Source organism: Cryobacterium melibiosiphilum (assembly GCF_003602235.1).
Taxonomy (GTDB): Bacteria; Actinomycetota; Actinomycetes; order Actinomycetales; family Microbacteriaceae; genus Cryobacterium; species Cryobacterium melibiosiphilum.
In genome coordinates this window covers 77,928-95,922 of record NZ_QZVS01000094.1, presented here as the reverse complement: position 1 = coordinate 95,922, position 17,995 = coordinate 77,928, and the positions used below count along the sequence as shown (strand labels likewise).

At 67.7% G+C, this 17,995-nt stretch carries 17 protein-coding genes; 7 read left to right on the top strand and 10 right to left on the bottom strand.

Features of this window, described 5'->3' with window-relative positions; genetic code table 11:
* Nucleotides 1–130: 130 nt before the first annotated feature.
* From rlmB to D6T64_RS17985, 4 genes are all read right to left on the bottom strand, one after another.
* Nucleotides 131–1,357 (bottom strand): 23S rRNA (guanosine(2251)-2'-O)-methyltransferase RlmB, encoded by a 1,227-nt coding sequence (gene rlmB / locus D6T64_RS18000; protein WP_119976062.1) that lies wholly within the window; start codon nt 1,355–1,357, stop codon nt 131–133.
* Entirely contained in the window at nt 1,357–2,790 is a 1,434-nt protein-coding gene (gene cysS / locus D6T64_RS17995; protein WP_119976061.1) for a cysteine--tRNA ligase, read from the bottom strand. Before cysS ends, rlmB begins: the two co-directional genes overlap by 1 nt.
* Complete coding sequence (ispD, locus tag D6T64_RS17990; protein ID WP_119976060.1) at nt 2,787–4,100, bottom strand: 2-C-methyl-D-erythritol 4-phosphate cytidylyltransferase; 1,314 nt, start codon at nt 4,098–4,100, stop codon at nt 2,787–2,789. Before ispD ends, cysS begins: the two co-directional genes overlap by 4 nt.
* Before the next feature lie 105 nt (nt 4,101–4,205).
* Nucleotides 4,206–4,688 (bottom strand): CarD family transcriptional regulator, encoded by a 483-nt coding sequence (locus tag D6T64_RS17985; RefSeq protein WP_119976059.1) that lies wholly within the window; start codon nt 4,686–4,688, stop codon nt 4,206–4,208.
* Between the two features lie 241 nt (nt 4,689–4,929).
* Between D6T64_RS17985 and D6T64_RS17980 the strand changes: the two genes are divergently transcribed.
* Nucleotides 4,930–5,484 carry a hypothetical protein gene (locus D6T64_RS17980; protein WP_119976058.1) on the top strand — a complete coding sequence of 185 codons (555 nt, stop codon included), beginning with the start codon at nt 4,930–4,932 and terminating at the stop codon, nt 5,482–5,484.
* A gap of 128 nt (nt 5,485–5,612) precedes the next feature.
* Here the strand turns inward: D6T64_RS17980 and D6T64_RS17970 are convergent, their stop codons facing one another.
* Together D6T64_RS17970 and D6T64_RS17965 are read right to left on the bottom strand one after the other, a co-directional pair.
* A complete protein-coding gene (locus D6T64_RS17970; protein ID WP_119976056.1) occupies nt 5,613–6,293 on the bottom strand; it encodes a response regulator transcription factor in 681 nt (226 codons plus the stop codon).
* Nucleotides 6,290–7,444, bottom strand: a complete 1,155-nt coding sequence (locus D6T64_RS17965) for a sensor histidine kinase (protein WP_119976055.1) — start codon at nt 7,442–7,444, stop codon at nt 6,290–6,292. The genes D6T64_RS17970 and D6T64_RS17965 overlap by 4 nt, the downstream gene beginning before the upstream one ends.
* Nucleotides 7,445–7,665: 221 nt before the next feature.
* Here D6T64_RS17965 and phoU point away from each other — a divergent pair, with 221 nt between their 5' ends.
* Nucleotides 7,666–8,334, top strand: coding sequence for a phosphate signaling complex protein PhoU (gene phoU, locus D6T64_RS17960; protein WP_119976054.1), 669 nt, complete (start codon nt 7,666–7,668; stop codon nt 8,332–8,334).
* A gap of 69 nt (nt 8,335–8,403) precedes the next feature.
* Here phoU and D6T64_RS17955 read toward each other — a convergent pair whose 3' ends face one another.
* The 4 genes from D6T64_RS17955 to D6T64_RS17940 all read right to left on the bottom strand — a co-directional run bounded on the left by D6T64_RS17955 (nt 8,404) and on the right by D6T64_RS17940 (nt 11,832).
* On the bottom strand, nt 8,404–9,156 hold the full coding sequence (locus tag D6T64_RS17955) for a phosphoglyceromutase (RefSeq protein WP_119976053.1): 753 nt from the start codon (nt 9,154–9,156) through the stop codon (nt 8,404–8,406).
* Nucleotides 9,157–9,192: 36 nt separating this feature from the next.
* Nucleotides 9,193–10,428, bottom strand: a complete 1,236-nt coding sequence (gene ygfZ, locus D6T64_RS17950; RefSeq protein ID WP_119976052.1) for a CAF17-like 4Fe-4S cluster assembly/insertion protein YgfZ — start codon at nt 10,426–10,428, stop codon at nt 9,193–9,195.
* A 165-nt stretch (nt 10,429–10,593) separates the two neighbouring features.
* Entirely contained in the window at nt 10,594–11,307 is a 714-nt protein-coding gene (locus D6T64_RS17945; RefSeq protein WP_119976051.1) for a nitrobindin family protein, read from the bottom strand.
* Between the two features lie 183 nt (nt 11,308–11,490).
* Entirely contained in the window at nt 11,491–11,832 is a 342-nt protein-coding gene (locus D6T64_RS17940; RefSeq protein WP_119976050.1) for a hypothetical protein, read from the bottom strand.
* Nucleotides 11,833–11,902: 70 nt separating this feature from the next.
* Between D6T64_RS17940 and D6T64_RS17935 the strand changes: the two genes are divergently transcribed.
* From D6T64_RS17935 to pstS, 5 genes are all read left to right on the top strand, one after another.
* Complete coding sequence (locus D6T64_RS17935; protein ID WP_119976049.1) at nt 11,903–12,592, top strand: response regulator transcription factor; 690 nt, start codon at nt 11,903–11,905, stop codon at nt 12,590–12,592.
* Nucleotides 12,585–13,523 (top strand): mycothiol synthase, encoded by a 939-nt coding sequence (gene mshD, locus D6T64_RS17930; RefSeq protein ID WP_119976048.1) that lies wholly within the window; start codon nt 12,585–12,587, stop codon nt 13,521–13,523. Before D6T64_RS17935 ends, mshD begins: the two co-directional genes overlap by 8 nt.
* Nucleotides 13,524–13,579: 56 nt before the next feature.
* On the top strand, nt 13,580–15,757 hold the full coding sequence (locus tag D6T64_RS17925) for an RNA degradosome polyphosphate kinase (RefSeq protein ID WP_119976047.1): 2,178 nt from the start codon (nt 13,580–13,582) through the stop codon (nt 15,755–15,757).
* Nucleotides 15,754–16,689, top strand: coding sequence for an NUDIX hydrolase (locus D6T64_RS17920; protein WP_119976046.1), 936 nt, complete (start codon nt 15,754–15,756; stop codon nt 16,687–16,689). The genes D6T64_RS17925 and D6T64_RS17920 overlap by 4 nt, the downstream gene beginning before the upstream one ends.
* Before the next feature lie 180 nt (nt 16,690–16,869).
* The gene (gene pstS / locus D6T64_RS17915) at nt 16,870–17,958 is read left to right on the top strand and encodes a phosphate ABC transporter substrate-binding protein PstS (protein ID WP_119976045.1); all 1,089 of its coding nucleotides are present in this window, start codon (nt 16,870–16,872) and stop codon (nt 17,956–17,958) included.
* Nucleotides 17,959–17,995: the final 37 nt, after the last annotated feature.

Genomic DNA, 17,995 nt, shown 5'->3' with positions numbered 1-17,995 from the left:
TCCTGACGTCGGTACACGGATGCGTCCCCTCGCAGGACACAGGCTTGATCGGCTCACGGTCGGCCGGGGAGAAACCCCGACCGACCGGGTAGTGCGGGTGGTGCGGGTGGTGCTGGTGCTGGTGCTGGTGCTATTTGGCGAGCTTGGCGGCATCCTTCGCGGCCTTGATCTGCGCGCGCAGACGGGACACCTCGTAGAGCGTGACGCCCACGGCGATTCCGGCGTTCAGCGACTCGGTCGAGGCGTTGATCGGAATCGAGACGATCGCGTCGCAGGTCTCGGTGACGAGGCGGGACAGGCCCTTGCCCTCGCTGCCGACGACGATCACGATCGGGCGTTCCGCGAAGCCCTGGCCGAGCTCGGGCAACTGCACGTCGCCACCGCCGTCGAGGCCGAGCACGAACACGCCCTGCTCCTTGAGCGACTTGAGCGTCTGGGTGAGGTTGCTGGCCATGGCGACGGGGGTGCGGGCCGCGGCGCCGGCCGAGGTCTTCCAGGCTGAGGCGGTCACGCCGACGGAACGGCGCTGCGGCACGATGATGCCGTGGCCACCGAAGGCGGCGGTCGAGCGGATGATCGCGCCCAGGTTGCGCGGGTCGGTGATGCCGTCGAGGGCCACGAACAGCGGCTTGTGGCCGCGGCTGATGGTCAGTTCGAGCAGTTCCATCGGGTGGGCGTACTCGTAGGCCGGAACCTTGAGCGCGAGCCCCTGGTGCACGGCGTCGCGGCCGGCGAGACGGTCGAGCTCGGGGCGCATGACCTCGAGGATCGGGATGTTGCGGCTGGTCGCCATGAGCAACACCTCTTTGACGCGCTCGTCCACCTCGATGCGCGCCGCGATGTACAGGGCGTTTGCGGGGATCTTGGCGCGCAGCGCCTCGACGACCGAGTTGCGGCCGGTGACGATCTCATGCTCGTCGATCTGCTTGGCGCGACGCGTGGAGGTGCCGCCGCCACCGGTGTTGCCGGTGCCGCGCTGGGCGCCCTGGCTGGCACCACGGGTGCCGCCCTTGTTCACGCCTTTGTATCCCCTGGACAGAGCAGCTCCCCTGGAGGGAGCAGCGCCGCGCGACGGAGCGCCGCCGCGGCCACCGTCACGGGAGGCACCGTCGCCGGAACCCTCGGAGTTGCCGTAGGAGCCGCCGGAGCCGCCGCCCGAGCGGGTGCCGCCGGCCGCGGTGAAGCGCTCGGCCGCGGCCTTGCGCTTGCCGGCGGGGTGGTACGGGCGGTCTTCCGCCTTCGGGGTGGGCTTGTGGCCCTCGAGTGCCTGGCGTCCCTGGCCGCCGGAGCCGACCTGGCCGCCGCGGCTTCCCTTGCGCACGGACCCGGTGCGTGCCTTGCGGTCTGTGTTCTTCATTAGTCAAAACTCCAATGCGCACCCGAGGGGGTGTCTTCGATAGTAATTCCGGCGGCGACGAGTTCGTCCCGGATTCGGTCTGCTGCCTGAAAATTGCGCCCCTGTCGGGCGGTGTCGCGGTCGAGGAGCAGTCGCTCCACGAGCGCGGTGAGGGCCACCATGGCGGGCTGGTCGGTCGAGACCGCCCAGCCCGGCGCGAGCGGGTTGATGCCGAGCACTTCGCTCATCGCGAGCACGGCTCCGCGAGCGGATGCCGCCTCCCGCCAGTCCTCGGCGTCGAGCGCGGCGTTGCCGGCGCGCACGGTGTCGTGCAGCACCCCGAGGGCCTGCGGCACGGCGAGGTCGTCGTCCATCGCCTCGGCGAAGTCGTCGGGCACGCGTTCCACTCCTGACCCGGCGAACCGGGTGTCGGCGAGGCGCCGGTCGGCGCGGTCGAGAAAGCTCTCGATGCGCTCGAGCGCGGCTTCGGCTTCGATGAGCGAGCCGTCGTGGTAATCGATGGTCGAGCGGTAGTGGGCGGCGCCGAGGTAATAGCGCACGACGATGGCACGGGCCTTCTCGAGCAGTTCAGCCGCGAAGACCGAGTTGCCGAGGGACTTGCTCATCTTCTGGCCGTTGACATTGACGAGGCCATTGTGAACCCAGTATCGGGCGAAGCCGTCGCCGGCCGCCGTGGACTGGGCCAGCTCGTTCTCGTGGTGCGGAAAGCGCAGGTCCAGGCCGCCGCCGTGGATGTCGAACTCGGCGCCCAGGTACCGTGCCGACATGGCGGAGCACTCGATGTGCCAGCCGGGGCGCCCGGCACCCCACGGGGATTCCCAGGCGGCCGACAACGGCTCACTCGGTTTGTGCCCCTTCCAGAGGGCGAAGTCGTGGGGGTCGCGTTTGCCGCGCGGGTCGGCATCCGTCGCCTGTTCCATGTTGTCCAGGCCCTGCCGGGTCAGCTCGCCGTAGGCGGGCCAGCTGCGGGTGTCGAAATAGACGTCGCTCGACCCGTCGCCGGCCGGGTAGGCGTGGCCGCGATCGATGAGTCGGGCGATGATGTCCTGCATCTGCTGCACGCTCGCGGTGGCGCGCGGCTCGTAGGTGGGCGGCAGGATGCCGAGGCGGTCGTAGCCCGCCGTGAACTCGAGCTCAAACCGGTAGGCGAGGGCCCACCACTCTTCGGTCGACCCCGAGGCCGCCGCGCCGCCGGCCGCGTTGGCGAGGATCTTGTCGTCGATGTCGGTGACGTTGCGCACGAAGGTGACGTCGTTGCCGCGGTAGTTCAGCCAGCGCCGCAGCTGGTCGTAGACCAGGGCGCTGCGCAGATGGCCGATGTGCGGGCTCGACTGCACGGTGGGACCGCAGACGTAGATACCGACCTTGCCCGGGATGAGGGGGGTGAAGTCGCGAAGCGCCTGGGCCTTCGAATCGTAGAGTCGCATAGTCACAGGCCCAAGTTTAGGTCGTTGGCCCGGCCCGGCCCTGAGCCTGCGGGGAGCGCGACATCTCGCGGCACGAGAACTGCGCTCGCGAGGGCCGCCACGCCCTCGCCGCGGCCGGTGAACCCGAGCGCATCCGTCGTCGTCGCCGACACGTTCACCGGGGCGTCGAGGATGCCGCTGAGCAGGCTTTGCGCTTCGGCACGGCGCGGGCTGAGCTTGGGCCGGTTGCCGATGATCTGCACCGAGACGTTGCCCACCCGAAAACCGGCCGCGTGCACGAGGGCGAGGGTCTCGCGCAGGAAGACGTCGCCGTGCGCGTCGACGAGGCGCGGGTCGTCGGTGCCGAAGATGGTGCCGATGTCGCCGAGGCCGGCCGCCGACAGCAGGGCGTCGCAGATCGCGTGCACGGCCGCGTCGCCGTCGCTGTGGCCGGAGAGGCCCTGCTCCCCCGGCCAGTGCAGGCCGGCCAGCCAGAGCGGGGAGGCGTCGTCGAAGGCGTGCACGTCGAGGCCGGTGCCGATGCGCGGGGTGGCGTCGAACACCGGGCTGGATCGCGGGGTGCGCGCGGCGGCCAGCAGGTGCTCGGCCCGGTCGAGGTCGGCGCGGGTCGTGATTTTGAAGGCGAGCGGATGCCCCGCGATCACGCGTACCGGATGGCCGGCGGCGGCGACGATGGCCGCGTCGTCGGTCATCTCGGGCGACGCCGCGGCAACGGCGGCGATGAGTACGTGGCGGGGAAATCCCTGTGGGGTCTGCACGGCGGCCAGCTCGGAGCGGTCGACGGTGCCGAGCACGGTGCCCAACTGTGACGCGTCGGCGGCGGTTTCGGCGACACGCTTGATCGTGTCGCTCACGGCCAGGCCCGGGATCACTCCGTGGCCGGTGGCGCGCACGGCGTCGACGACGGCGTCGGCCAGTGCCGAGGGCGTGAGCGCCCGGGCGGCGTCGTGCACGAGCACGATTTCGACGCTCGGGTGAAGCCGGGCCAGGCCCCGCTGCACGGATTCCTGGCGGCTGCTGCCCCCCACGACGACCTCGAGGTCCAATGCGGAGACCGGCGCGGAGACGGAGGGATCCGCTTCTGCGCGGATGTTCACTCCGGCGGCGATCTGTCGCGCTTCCACCACGCGGTCGGCGGGCACGACGAGGATGATCTGCGCGGGTTCCCGCATGCCGGTGACCCCTCGAAGCGCATGCGCGAGCATGGGCTGGCCCTGCAGCGGCACGAACGCCTTCGGCTGGCCTGCGGCGAGCCGGGTTCCGCTGCCGGCGGCGACCACGATGACCGCGACGAGCGGGGCGGGGGAATCAGTCATGGCGGGGCGCTATCTGGTCGGGGTGGCGGGGCAGTTGTCGAGCTGAGGGGCAGGCATGCAAAAGGCGGCACCTTCCGGCGCCGCCTTCAGCGAAAACGGGAACGGTCAGGACGCGAGAACCTCGTCGAGAACGGTGGAGGCCTTGTCTTCATCGGTCTTTTCGGCGAGGGCCAGCTCACTGATCAGAATCTGGCGGGCCTTGGCCAACATTCGCTTCTCACCGGCGGACAGCCCGCGGTCCTGATCGCGGCGCCACAGGTCGCGCACGACCTCGGACACCTTGATCACATCGCCGGAGGCAAGCTTCTCGAGGTTCGCCTTGTACCGGCGGGACCAGTTCGTGGGCTCTTCGGTGAACGGGGCCCGCAGCACTTCGAAGACCTTGTCGAGGCCCTCCTGACCGATGACGTCACGCACTCCGACGAGGTCGACGTTTTCGGCCGGCACTTCAATGGTGAGGTCGCCCTGAGTGACGTTGAGCTTCAGGTACAACTTTTCTTCACCCTTGATGATGCGGGTTTTCACCTCGGTGATGGTCGCAGCTCCGTGATGGGGATATACGACAGTTTCGCCAACCTCAAACAGCATGTATGGATATCCCTTCAGCGACGTCTATGATACCACATCCAGAGGTGGTAAGGTGCGGCCTTCACCCTGCGCCGCCACCAGCTGCGTTTTCGGGCGCGGCGTTGGCCGCAGCGGATGCAGATGGTTGTCTCCGGGTCGCCACGCGCCGCTAGGCTACAGTTAAATCAAATTTCTGTCGCGCCCTCGCCACCCCGGTCGAACGCCGCACGGTTGTGGAGGTCTCTCTGTGTTGACGCGAACTGTGAAGACGCGAACGCGAATCGCGGCATCCGTCGTGCTGATGGCGGGCGTTGCCCTCGGCACCGCCGGGTGCGGCTTCACCGCCACCCAGGCCACCTCGATCGCCTATGACGCGAGCGACGGAGTCAGCGGCACGGTCGGCGAGCTCGAGTTCCGCAACGCGATCCTGCTCTCCGACGACGGCGACACCGCCAACCTGCTGCTCTCGGTGGTCAACCTGAGCGACAAGGCCGTGCAGCTCAACGTGCAGTACGAAGCGGATGGCGAGAAGGTCACCGCCCGCGAGACCATCGCCGCACTGACCACCGTGACGCTCGGATCGACCGACGAGCCGGAGATCGTGCTCGAGAACATCGATTCCCAGCCCGGTGCGCTCTTCCCCGTATTCTTGCAGTACGGCAACGAGACCGGCGTTGAGCTGCTGATGCCGATCCTTGACGGGTCGATGGATGTCTACTCCTCGCTGGTGCCGGTCGAGCCGACCCCGACAGCAACCCCGACCGCCGCCGCGACGCCCTCGGCCACGCCGACGCCGACCGCGACCACCGCGCCCTAACCCGCGCCGCGCATCCGTCTACCTCACGCGAGTGAGCAAAAAATGCACTTCCCGGGCCCGGGAAGTGCATTTTTTGCTCACTCGCGGAACTGCTCACTCGCGGAACAGGGAGGGCGCGCAGGGTGAGGTCAGGCCTCGAAGCGGTAGCCGAGCCCGCGCACGGTGACGAGCATCGTGGGGTTCGACGGCGTGGCCTCGATGCGTGAGCGGATGCGTTTGATGTGCACGTCGAGGGTCTTGGTGTCACCGAAGTAGTCCGTGCCCCAGACCCGGTCGATGAGCTGGCCACGCGTCAGCACCCGGCCGGCATTCCGCAGCAGGAACTCGAGCAGTTCGAATTCCTTCAACGGCATATTCACCAGTTCGCCGGACACCGCGACAGTGTGCCGTTCGATGTCCATGCGCACGGTGCCGGCGCTCAGCACGTTCTCGTCGTCGCTGCCGGCGTCCAGGCGACGTCGCAGCACCGCACGGATGCGCGCGAGCAGCTCGCGCGTGGAGTACGGCTTGGTCACGTAGTCGTCGGCGCCGAGCTCGAGGCCCACGACGATGTCGACCTCGGAGTCCTTGGCCGTGAGCATGATGATCGGCACCGTCGACCGGCCGCGAATCTCCCGGCAGACCTCGGTGCCCGGGATGCCGGGGAGCATCAGGTCGAGCAGGATCAGGTCGCTTCCGGCCCGGTCGAACTCTGCGATCGCGCTCGGGCCGTCTTCGGCCACGGTGATCTCGTACCCTTCACGTTCGAGCAGAAAGCTCAGCGGTTCACTGAGCGCGCTCTCGTCTTCGACCAAAAGGATGCGGGTCACGGGGTATCTCCTGTCGCCGCCGAGGCGGGTGGGGTGGCCTCAGGGAGGCGGATGGTGAAGGTGGAGCCGCTGCCAGACTGCGACCAGACCCGGATGTCGCCGCCGTGGTTCTGCACGACGTGCTTGACGATGGACAGGCCGAGGCCGGTGCCGCCGGTGTGCCGCGACCGGGAGGAGTCCACCCGGAAGAAACGCTCGAACACCCGGTCGAGGTCGGCTTCGGGGATGCCGACGCCCTGGTCGGTCACGGTGATCTCGACGATGCCCTGGTTACGGCGCACGCCGACGCCGACGCGGGATCCCTCACCGGAGTAGTGCACGGCGTTGGCCACGAGGTTGTGAATCGCCACGATCAGCAGCTGCTCGTCGCCGTAGACCCGCGCCTTCGACTTCTTGCCGATCACGATCGTGATCTGTTCCATCTCGGCGACGACCCGGTTCTGGTCGACGGCGGCCGCCACGATGTCGTCGATGGACAGGTACTCCGGTTCGGCGAGCACGTCCTGCGCCTGCAACCGGGACAGTTCGATGATCTCCTGGGTCAACCGTCCGAGCCGGGCCGACTCCGTCGTCAACCGGGTGGCGAAACGGCGAACCTGCACCGGTTCATCCGCGGCATGGCTGAGCGCCTCGGCGAGCAGGCCGACGGCCGCGATCGGAGTTTTGAGTTCGTGGCTGATGTTGGCGACGAAGTCCCGGCGCACCTCGTCGAGGCGGAACGATTCGGTGCGGTCTTCGGCCAGGAGGAGTACAAAACGGGTGCCCAGGCGAGCCACCCGCACGCGGAAGCGCATGCTCCCGTCGCCGAACGGCCCGCGGGAGAGCACGATGTCCTCCGAGAGGGTCTCCCCGGTACGGCGAACCCGGCCGACGAGTTCGGTGAGCTGCGGGTGCACCAGCTGCTGCTTGACCACGAGCCCCATCGTGAGGGCACCCGGCGAAGTCTTGATCACGTTATTCGAGGGGTCGAGCACGATGCCGGCGCTTTCGAGCGCATCAAGCACCTGGTCGATGCCGTCGGGCACCTCGGGGCGCACGACGTTGACCGCCCGACGTCCCTGCCGCTCGGCCATGTGCAACAGCGTGACGAACCCGGCGCCGACGAGCAGTCCGAGTGCCAATAAGAGCAGCACCAGCCACGTCGATTCCATTAGTCCAGATTACTGATCTTTCAGTCGGACTTACTGCCGCACCCGCTGCCTAGGCACAGTACGGTTAACACTGTTCAGATTCCCGGCACCAACTGTTAACGTTCAGTCGACAGAATTGGCCGGTAAGAAGCTTTAGTCGGCACGATCTGATCTCGCCGACTCGTTCGGGCCCGCGGGTCTCACAGGCTCGCACATGTGCGCGCACAGGAAGGATTACACCCATGCGTGAAGTATTTCAACAGGAGCTCGCGGAGGTGCAGCGCCGGCTCGCCGAGATCGCCGGTCTGGTCACGGTCTCTATCGAACGCGCAACCCGCGCGTTCAACGAGTCCGATGTCGCCCTCGCCGAAGAGGCGATCAGCGCCGACGAGCAGATCGACAAGCTCTCGATCGAACTCGACGAACTCGCCATCACCATCCTCGCCCGCCAGCAGCCGGTCGCCCGCGACCTGCGCATCGTCGTCAGCGCGCTGCGCATCAGCGCCTCGCTCGAAAGGATGGGCGACCTCTCCACGCACATCGCCCAGCTCGCCCGCTACCGTTTTCCCGACAAGGTGATCCCGAAGAACCTCCGCGGCACCTTCGCCGAGATGGGCGCGCTCGACGTCGTCATTGCGACGATGCTCACCGAGATGCTCACCACGCAGGACGTGAAACTCGCCGACATCATCCGCAACGAGGACGACAAGGTGGATGCCCTGCACCTCAGCGTGTTCGACGCGGTCCTCGGCGCGGCCTGGCAGGGCGAGGCGAGCGACACCGTCGACGCCACCCTCGCCAGCCGTTACCACGAGCGTTTCGCAGACCACGCCGTCTCCATCGCGAAAAAGGTGCAGTACCTCTACACCGGCGACTGGAAGCCGGAAGAGATCGAAGCGCACACCCGCTAACCGGCACACCGGCACAGAAAAACCCCCCGTTCTCGTCGAGAACGGGGGGGTTTTGCGTGGAGCCCGGTGCTACTTGCTGGCGCCCTGGGCGGCGACGGCGGCGGCTCCGGCGGCAGCGGCTTCGGGGTCGAGGTACTCCCCCGGGCCGAGCGGCATGAAATCCTCGCCGAGCTTGTAGACCAGCGGGATGCCGGTGGGGATGTTGAGGCCCGCGATGGCGTCGTCGGAGATGCCGTCGAGGTGCTTGACGAGCGCGCGCAGCGAGTTGCCGTGGGCGGTCACGAGCACGGTCTTGCCGGCGCGCAGGTCGTCGGTGATGTCTGCGTGCCAGTAGGGCAGCATCCGCTCGACGACGTCTTTGAGGCATTCGGTGCGGGGCAGGTCGGCGCCGAGGCCGGCGTAGCGGGCGTCGTCCACCTGCGAGAACTCGGAGTCGTCGGCGAGCACGGGCGGCGGGGTGTCATAGGAACGACGCCAGAGCATGAACTGCTCCTGGCCGAACTTGGCCTGGGTGGCCGCCTTGTCGAGCCCCTGCAGGCCGCCGTAGTGGCGCTCGTTGAGACGCCAGGAGCGCTTCACGTCGATCCACATGCGGTCGGCGGATTCGAGGGCGAGGTTCGCGGTCTGGATCGCGCGGCTCAGCACGCTGGTGTGCAGGACGTCGGGCAGCAGGCCCGCGTCTTTCAGCAAGACACCGGCGCGCGTGGCCTCGGTGACGCCCTGTTCGCTCAGGCGAACGTCGACCCAGCCGGTGAACAGGTTCTCCTGATTCCACGTGCTTTGTCCGTGCCGAAGAAGGATGAGTGTGTAGGGAGCAGCCATGCTCCCCACTCTAGCGGCGCACCCTCTCAGCGCGCTCTATCGACGAACACCGAGGCGGGGCAGGCGCGGGATGTCGGCGACGCTGCCCGCGGACTGCGGCACGATGACCTCCTGGCTGGCCGAGATCGACACGGTCTGCGTCACGTTCTGCGAATCGGCATACTGCGACTCGACGTACAGCGTGCTCGTGGCCGGAACCGTGCGCTTGATCACGGCGAGGGCGATCGGGCCGAGTTCGTAGTGGATCGCGCTCGAGGTGATCTGGCCCACAACCACCCGTTCAGCCTCGCCCTCAGGCCGCAGCTTGTCGGCCTGCACGGGGTCGCCGTGCACGGGCAGCACGCCCTCGGAGCCGTCGAGGTGCAGCATGACCAGGCGGCGCGGCGGGTGGCCGAGGTTGTGCACCTTGGCGACGGTCTCCTGCCCGCGGTAGCAGCCCTTGCTCAGGTGCACCGCGGTGCGCAGCCAGTCGAGCTCGTGAGGGAGGGTCTTGTCGTCGACCTCCATCGCCCGGCGGGGACGCCACGCGGCGATACGCAGGGCTTCCAGGGCCAGCAGGCCGGCGGGAACGACCGGGGCTTCGTGCGTGAGCGTGCCGGCGGCGATGCTGTCGCGCAGGGCGGCGAGCGAGTCGCGCGGCACGAGCACCTCGGTGTAGTGCCAGCTCGTGCCGGGGTGCGTGGCCGCTTCGGCGTACTGGTAACCGCCCGCGGTGACGCCGGTCCACGGGTCGAGCCAGGCGAGCGGCACGCCGTTCGGCGCGGCCGGCTCGAGGCCCACGGCCAGCGGCGCGCTGGCCATGGTGCCGATCGTGGCGTAGGCGAGCGTGTGGTCGACGATCTGCACCCGCAGCATGAACTTCATGCGATCGAGCCAGGCCTGCAGGCCGGGCAGTTCGGCCGCCTCAACCAGCAGCCAGGTTTCGACGCCGTCGTCGAGCACCCGCATGGCGTATTCGAGGTGCCCCGACGGGTCGAGCAGCAGCATCTCGGTGGCGACCCCGGGCGCAAGGCTGCGTACCTCCTGGCTCGCGATGGAGTTCAGCCAGGTCAGGCGATCGGGGCCGGACACACTCAGCACGCCGCGCTGCGACAGGTCGACGATGGCGGTGCCGGCCAGCAGCGAACGCTGCTCGATCATGGGGTTGCCGTAGTGCGCGGCGACGCCGGCGTCGGCGCCCTGCGCCTGCACGGCGCCCGGCAGCTCGAGCAGCGGCGACACGGCGCCCGAAACGGTCGGAGTGACGATGGGGGTGACGGATGCCTCGGTCATGACGCTCGCTTTCGCCCGGTGGTCGAGACCCGGGCACCCCTCCATTGTGCCCCGCTCAACTGACAGCCGAGTGGCGGGAGCTCCCGCGTTACTCGCGAGTGAGCAGTTTCTGCACTTCCCGAGCTCGGGAAGTGCAGAAAATGCTCACTCGTGAACGGGTACGAGCTACTCGACGCGGGCGAGGCGCCCGGAGGCGTGGGTGCGCAGGTCCTGGCCGAGGGCCGCGATGTCCCAGGCCCAGAGCAGGTGGTTGTCGACGAGCCCGTAGAGGCGGGTGGCAGCCACGTAGGGTTTGGCACCGGCGGTGCGCAGCACGGCATCCGTCGCCAGGTCGATGCGGGGGCCCTTGACCTGGCCGAGGTAGAGCTCGACGACGCCGCCGGGGTGCACGAGCGAGACCTCGATGTCGAAGCCGCCGTCACGGTTGCGCAGGGTTTCGACCGCGGCCGCCGAGGTGAAGGGGCGATCGCCCTGGGGCGGCAGCATGCCGGGCCCGGGGTCGCCGTCGCCCTGCGTGCGGCTGAGGCGCCAGTAACCGGTCTCGGTGACGAGCGGCGTCTTGCCGTCGCTGTCGACCTCGGTGCCGAAGTCGGGGGCGGCGTCCGATGAGGAGGCCGGGCGGGCGTCGGGGGATGCGGCATCCGTCGCTTCTGAGCCGGTCGACTCGGTGTCGGCGGGTTCCTCGGGCTCAAGCCAGGTGTAAGAGCTGTAGTTCAGGTGCGGCAGGCCGTCGTGGCTGAAACTCAGGCGGTGGCCGAAGGTGCGGCTGACCGACTCGTCGCCGATCTTGTACTCGAGCACACCGGAACCCTCCCAGACTCCGATCAGCCAGGACAGCGGAACCAGTTCGCTCGGCAGGCCGACAGGCAGTTCACGCACGGCAATACTCACGCATGGGGATTACCGCTGCCCCCGGAACAGCTTGACCACGACGAGGCCGGAAACCCAGGCGATCGACAGGCTGGCTAGTGCGAGGAGACCCAGGAAGAAGAGTTCAATTGCGAGCAGCGACATGTTTGGAGTCTAGTGGTGCGCGGGCAGCGAGCGCAGCGACCGAGTGGCTTACGAGCCGAGGCCCAGCAGCGCGAAGATTCCGGTGGCGACGGCGAGCACGACGACCGCCCCGGTGATGCTCGAGGTGACCCGGCTGACGTAGCCGACCTTTTCGCCGGCGGCGATCTGCAGGCTGAGGGTGGCCAGGGTGCATCCGGCCAGGGTCAGCCCGATCCAGGTCAGGCGCTCGGCGGGATCGGACAGCACGGCCGTCAGCACCGCGCCGACGACGGCCAGCAGCCAGACGGCGACGATCGATCGCTGCTGGCTCCGGCGCGAACCGGCGGGCTGCCGGTGTGCGGAGGAATCGCCCGGTTCATTGCCCTGCTGGTTGCTCTGCTGCACGTTCACCCTTCTATTGTGCCTGCCGGGGGGTGATTTTTCGGCACGCTAGGATGACGTCAAGACGTTTGGAGGCCCCGTGGCGCAGCTTTTGATCCTTACCTCGGCGGTCCACAGTGACGTACTCCCCGCCCTTGCCCTGCTGTCGCACAGCACGCGCTACATTCCGGCACAGGCGGATCAGCTCATCGCCGCGCCCGAATCGGACCTCATTCTGGTTGACGCCCGAGTGAGTCTCGCCGCCGCGAAATCGCTGTGCCAGATTCTGCGCACGACCGGCATTTCGGTGCCGCTCCTGCTCGTGATCACCGAGGGCGGCCTCGCCGCCGTGTCCCCGGACTGGGGCGTCGACGACGTCGTGCTCGACACCGCCGGGCCCGCCGAAGTGGATGCCCGCATCCGCCTCGCCGCGGGACGTGCGGCCCGCACCGAAACCAGCAACACGATTCGGGCTGCCGGCGTCGTCATCGACGAGGCCAGCTATTCGGCGAAGGTGCACGGCAAACCGCTCGACCTCACCTATAAGGAGTTCGAGCTGCTGCGCTTTCTGGCCGCGCATCCCAGTCGCGTGTTCACCCGCGAGCAGCTGCTGAGCGAGGTGTGGGGCTACGACTACTTCGGGGGCACCCGCACCGTCGACGTGCACGTGCGGCGGCTGCGCGCCAAGCTCGGTGACCAGGAATCTTTGATCGGCACCGTGCGCAACGTGGGCTACCGCTTCAACCTGCACGAAGAAAACGACGAACGGGTCCCCAACTCCGTTGCCTAGCTTCAGCCCCCAGCCCCGCCTCAACGCCATCAGTTATGCGGATGCCGCCTCCGCGGCCCGCGTGCAGCAGCTCGCCACCGCGGCGGAACACGTCGACGGTTATGCCCCACTCAACGAGCAGGCGCTGTTCGACCTCGCGGCCGGAACCCGCCGGGCGTGGATCGCGACGGCCGACATTGATTCCGTCGCCCTGGACACCGCGCTCGTGGTGCTCGGCAGCGGCGAGCTCGATCTGGTCGTGCACCCCGATCACCGCCGCCAGGGCGTCGCGACGGCCCTGCTGAACGTGGTGCTCGACGACGCGAATGGCGGCGGCCTGAACGCCGTGAGCACCGCCTGGGCCCACGGTGACCACCCCGGCGCGCGGGCGCTGGCAGATCGTTACCAATTCGACGCCGCACGAACCCTGCTGCAGCTGCGCCTCGGGCTCGGCGACGCGCCCGAGGCGCCCCCGAGCGAGGTTGGGCCGACGGAGGCCCCCGGCCCCGCGATCGAGGCCTTCCGCCCGGGCCGTGATGACGCCGATTGGGTGGAGCTGAACGCCCTCGTGTTCGCCGACCACCCGGAGCAGGGCAGCATGACCCTCTCCGACCTCGCGGACCGGCAGCACGAACCGTGGTTTGAGGCCGGCGATTTTCTGGTCGTGCGCGATGCCTTGGGACGCCTGGTCGGTTACAACTGGCTCAAGGTCGAGGCTGACCTCGGTGAGATCTACGTCATCGGCGTGCATCCGGATGCTGCCGGACAGGGTCTCGGGCGCACGCTGATGCAGGCCGGACTCGCCCGGTTGCGGGAACGTGGCTGCCGCACCGCGGCGCTTTACGTGGAGGCGGACAGCCTCGGCCCGGTGCACCTGTATCGCTCGCTCGGATTCACCGACTTCACGATCGACGTGCAGTACCGCCGCAGGGGCGAGCACAGCACGGGTTAGCGGAATGTTCACCCAGATCGGCTAATGAGCGCGGCGCACGGTGTAAGGATGGTCAGATGGACGGCGATACAACCCAGGCAGACTCCGGTCTCGGCACAGACTTTGATGACGATTTCGACCCGATCATCGGAAAGTTGGACCCGGCGCTGCCCAGCGATCGGTACCTTGATCGGGAGTTGAGCTGGCTCGCGTTCAACCAGCGGGTGCTCGAATTGGCCGAAGACCCGACACTGCCGGTGCTCGAGCGGGCGAATTTTCTCGCCATTTTCGCGAGCAACCTCGACGAGTTCTTCATGGTGCGCGTCGCCGGCCTGAAGCGCCGCATCCTCACCGGGCTCGCCGTGCCCACCAACGTGGGACGCGCCCCACAGGACGTGCTGACCGACATCGCCGCCCACGCCCACGCGCTGCAGGCCCGCCACGCGCTCGCGTTCCACGACCTCGTGCGCCCGGCGATGGCCGAGGCCGGCATCGACGTCGTCGACTGGCAGAGCCTGAACGACGCCGACCGCCGCTCGCTGCGCACGTATTTCTCCAACCAGATTTTTCCGGTGCTGATGCCGCTCGCGGTCGACCCGGCGCATCCGTTTCCCTATATCTCGGGGCTCTCTCTCAACCTCGCCGTACGGGTGCGCAACTCGAAGACCGGCAAGCAAGAGTTCGCGCGCCTCAAGGTGCCGCCCATGCTGCCGCGTTTCGTGCGGGTGGACCGCACCGAGTCGCCCGACAGCATCCGCTACATCGCGCTCGAAGACCTCATTGCCAACCAGCTTGGCGACCTGTTTCCGGGCATGGAAATTCTCGAACACCACGTTTTTCGCGTCACCCGCAACGAAGACGTCGAAATCGACGAGGACGAGACCGAGAACCTGATCAAGGCCCTCGAGAAGGAGCTGCTGCGCCGCCGGTTCGGCCCGCCGATTCGCCTCGAGGTCACCGAGGACATGGACGAGGTCACCCTCGACCTGCTCGTGCGCGAGCTCGACGTCACCGAGCAGGAGGTCTACCACCTGCCCGCGCCGCTCGACCTCGGCGGCCTGTTCTCGCTGCGCATCGACCGCCCCGAGCTGCACTACGCCAAGCACGTTCCCACCACGAGCGTGCAGCTGCTGCCGGGCGAACCGAACGCCGAACCGGACATTTTCAGCTCGATCGCGCAGCGCGACATTCTGCTGCACCACCCCTACGAATCGTTCGCGACGAGCGTGCAGGCCTTTCTCGAGCAGGCCGCGGCCGACCCGAACGTGCTCGCCATCAAGCAGACGCTCTACCGCACGAGCGGTGACAGCCCCATCGTCGACGCGCTGATCGCGGCCGCCGACGCCGGCAAGCAGGTGCTCGCCCTGGTCGAGATCAAGGCCCGCTTCGACGAGCAGGCCAACATCACCTGGGCGCGCAAGCTCGAAAAAGCCGGCGTGCACGTCGTCTACGGACTCGTGGGCCTCAAGACCCATTGCAAGCTCGCCCTCGTGGTGCGCTACGAGAAGGGGGTGCTGCGTCACTACAGCCACGTCGGCACCGGAAACTACAACCCGAAAACCAGCCGCATCTACGAAGACCTCGGCCTGCTGACCGCGGATGCTCAGGTGGGCAAAGACCTCACCCGCCTGTTCAACGAACTCTCCGGGTATGCCATCGAGAAGAAGTTCAAGCGCCTGCTCGTCGCGCCGCTGCACCTGCGCAAGGCGCTGCTGAAGAACATCGCCACCGAGATGGACTTTGCCCTGCAGGGCAAGCCGTCGGGCATCCGCATCAAGGTCAACTCCATGGTCGATGAGGACATCATCGATGCCCTGTACCGGGCGAGCCAGGCCGGCGTGCCGATCGACATTTGGGTGCGCGGCATCTGCAGCCTGAAGCCCGGCGTGGTGGGCATGAGTGAGAGCATCCGTGTTCGTTCGATCCTCGGCCGGTACCTCGAGCACTCCCGGGTGTTCTCGTTCCACAACCTCGGCGACACCCAGCTCTTCATCGGCAGCGCCGACATGATGCACCGCAACCTCGACCGTCGTGTCGAGGCCCTGATTCGCCTGGTCGACCCGGCGCACCTGAGCGAGGTCGACAACCTGTTCGACCGCGCGATGGACGAGCGCACATCGTCGTGGTGGCTGGACGGCAACACCGGCGAATGGACCCGGCACGATAAGGACGACAAGGGCGGCCAGCTCGACGACATCCAGAATCGCCTGATGCAGCAGATCTCCCGCCGCAAGCGTCCCTCGGCCCGCCGATGAGTGAACCGGCAGTCTTCGCCGCTGGCGCCGTGTGCTGGCGCCTGGTCGAAGGACGCATCCTGATCCTGCTGATCCACCGCACCGTACACGGCGATGTCACCATTCCCAAGGGCAAGGTCGACCCGGGCGAATCCCTGCCGCGTACCGCCGTGCGCGAGGTGCAGGAGGAGACCGGTCTCGACCTCGCCCTCGGAGTGCCGCTCGGCATCAGCACCTACCCGCTCAGCGACGGCCGCGACAAGATCGTGCACTACTGGGCGGCGGAGGTCAGCCCGGAAGCGATCCAGCGCTCGACCTTCGTGCCCAACGGCGAGGTGGCCGCCATCGAGTGGGTGACCATCAAGAAGGCGCGTACCTATCTCAGCTACAAGCCCGACGTGGAGATTCTCGAGTCCTTCGAACGCCTCGTCGACGCCGGCGTGACGCGCACCTTCGCGCTCATCGCGCTGCGGCACGGCAAGGCCGTTCCGCGCAGCTGGGACGGCCCGGACAGTAGCCGCCCGCTGACCCATCGCGGCGTGAAGCAGGCGGCGAGCGTCGTCGAGACGATCACCGCCTGGCGCCCCCAGCGCATCATCTCGAGCACCGCGACGCGCTGCGTCACGACCGTGGCACCGCTCGCCGCGGCCACCGGCATCGAGATCAAGCGCACCGAGCTGATCAGCCAGGACGCCCTCGAAGACGGCACCGCCGACGTGCGAACCGTGATCGGCAAGCGCATCCGCTCACGCAAGACCGCCGTGCTCTGCAGCCACGGACCGGTGCTGCCCGAGATCATGCGGGAGATCGCCCTGGCCACCGGGTCGACGCACGGTGCCTACCTGACGGATGCCGCGAGCCTGGAAACCGGCGGATTCAGCGTCGTGCACCTCTCGGCCGAGAACCCGAGTGCGGGCATCGTCGCGATCGAGACGCACGACCCCCGACTTTAAGCTCTGGGGTAGAACAAGTGTTGCCGCGGCGCCAGCCGTTATACGCCGTTCATCTCCCGTTCACCTTCAGGCTGCTCTTTGGTTAATCCCGGCGCATAGTTTTTATTTCGGGTCGGCACCGGCCTGCATTCCCCGTTTCGATGCGTCCTGCATTCGACACAACCCCTGAAAGGGATCCTCTTGAACTTCAAGCGTTTTGGCCGCCCCGCTGCCATTGCTTTCGTCGCCGTCATCGCCCTGTCCTCCTGCGCAGCAAACGAGGGTGACACCGCGTCCACCGGAGATGGCGCCGAGAGCACCCTCACCGGAACACTCAACGCCGGCGGCGCATCGTCGCAGGGCGCCGCTCAGGAAGCCTGGGCTGCTGCGTTCCAGATTGCCAACCCCGACGTGACGATCAACTACGACCCGAGCGGTTCGGGCGCCGGTCGCGAGGCCTTCATCGCCGGCGGCTCCGGCTTCGCCGGCTCCGACTCCTACCTCAGCGAAGAAGAGCTCGCCGGCGAGTTCGGCGCTTGCGCTCCCGACACCCTCGCTGTCGACCTGCCGGTCTACATCTCCCCCATCGCCGTGATCTTCAACGTCGAGGGCGTTGACGAACTCAACCTCGACGCTGACACCCTCGCGAGCATCTTCAACGGCACCATCACCAACTGGAACGACGCCGCGATTGTCGCGCTGAACCCCGACGCGACCCTGCCGGACCTGGCCATCGCCGCCGTACACCGCTCGGACGACTCGGGAACCACCGAGAACTTCACCGACTACCTCGCTCAGGCCTCCACGACCTGGGGCGAAGAAGCCAGCGACACCTTCCCGTTCGGTGGCGAAGGCGCCCAGGGCACCTCCGGAGTCGTCTCCGCCGTCACCAACGGCGTGGGCACCATCGGCTACGCCGACGCTTCGCAGGTCAACGACCTCTCCACCGTCGCGCTCAAGGTCGGCGACGAGTTCGTCGCATACACCCCTGAGGCCGCGGCCGAGGTTGTGGCCGGCTCGCCCCTCGTTGAGGGTCGCGCAGCGGATGACCTCGCACTCGACCTCAACCGCCAGACCACCAACCCGGAAGAGTACCCCCTCGTTCTGGTGAGCTATGCCATCGTCTGCAACGAGTACGCCGACGCTGAGCAGGGCGAACTGGTCAACGCGTACGTCACCTACATGGCCAGCGAAGCTGGCCAGGCCGTCGCCGAAGAGTCCGCCGGCATCGCGCCGCTGTCCGCCGAGCTTTCCGAGAACGTTGCCTCCATTCTCGCGACCGTCAAGTAGTCATACTTAAGTAGCTCGACCGCGCCACCGCACAACA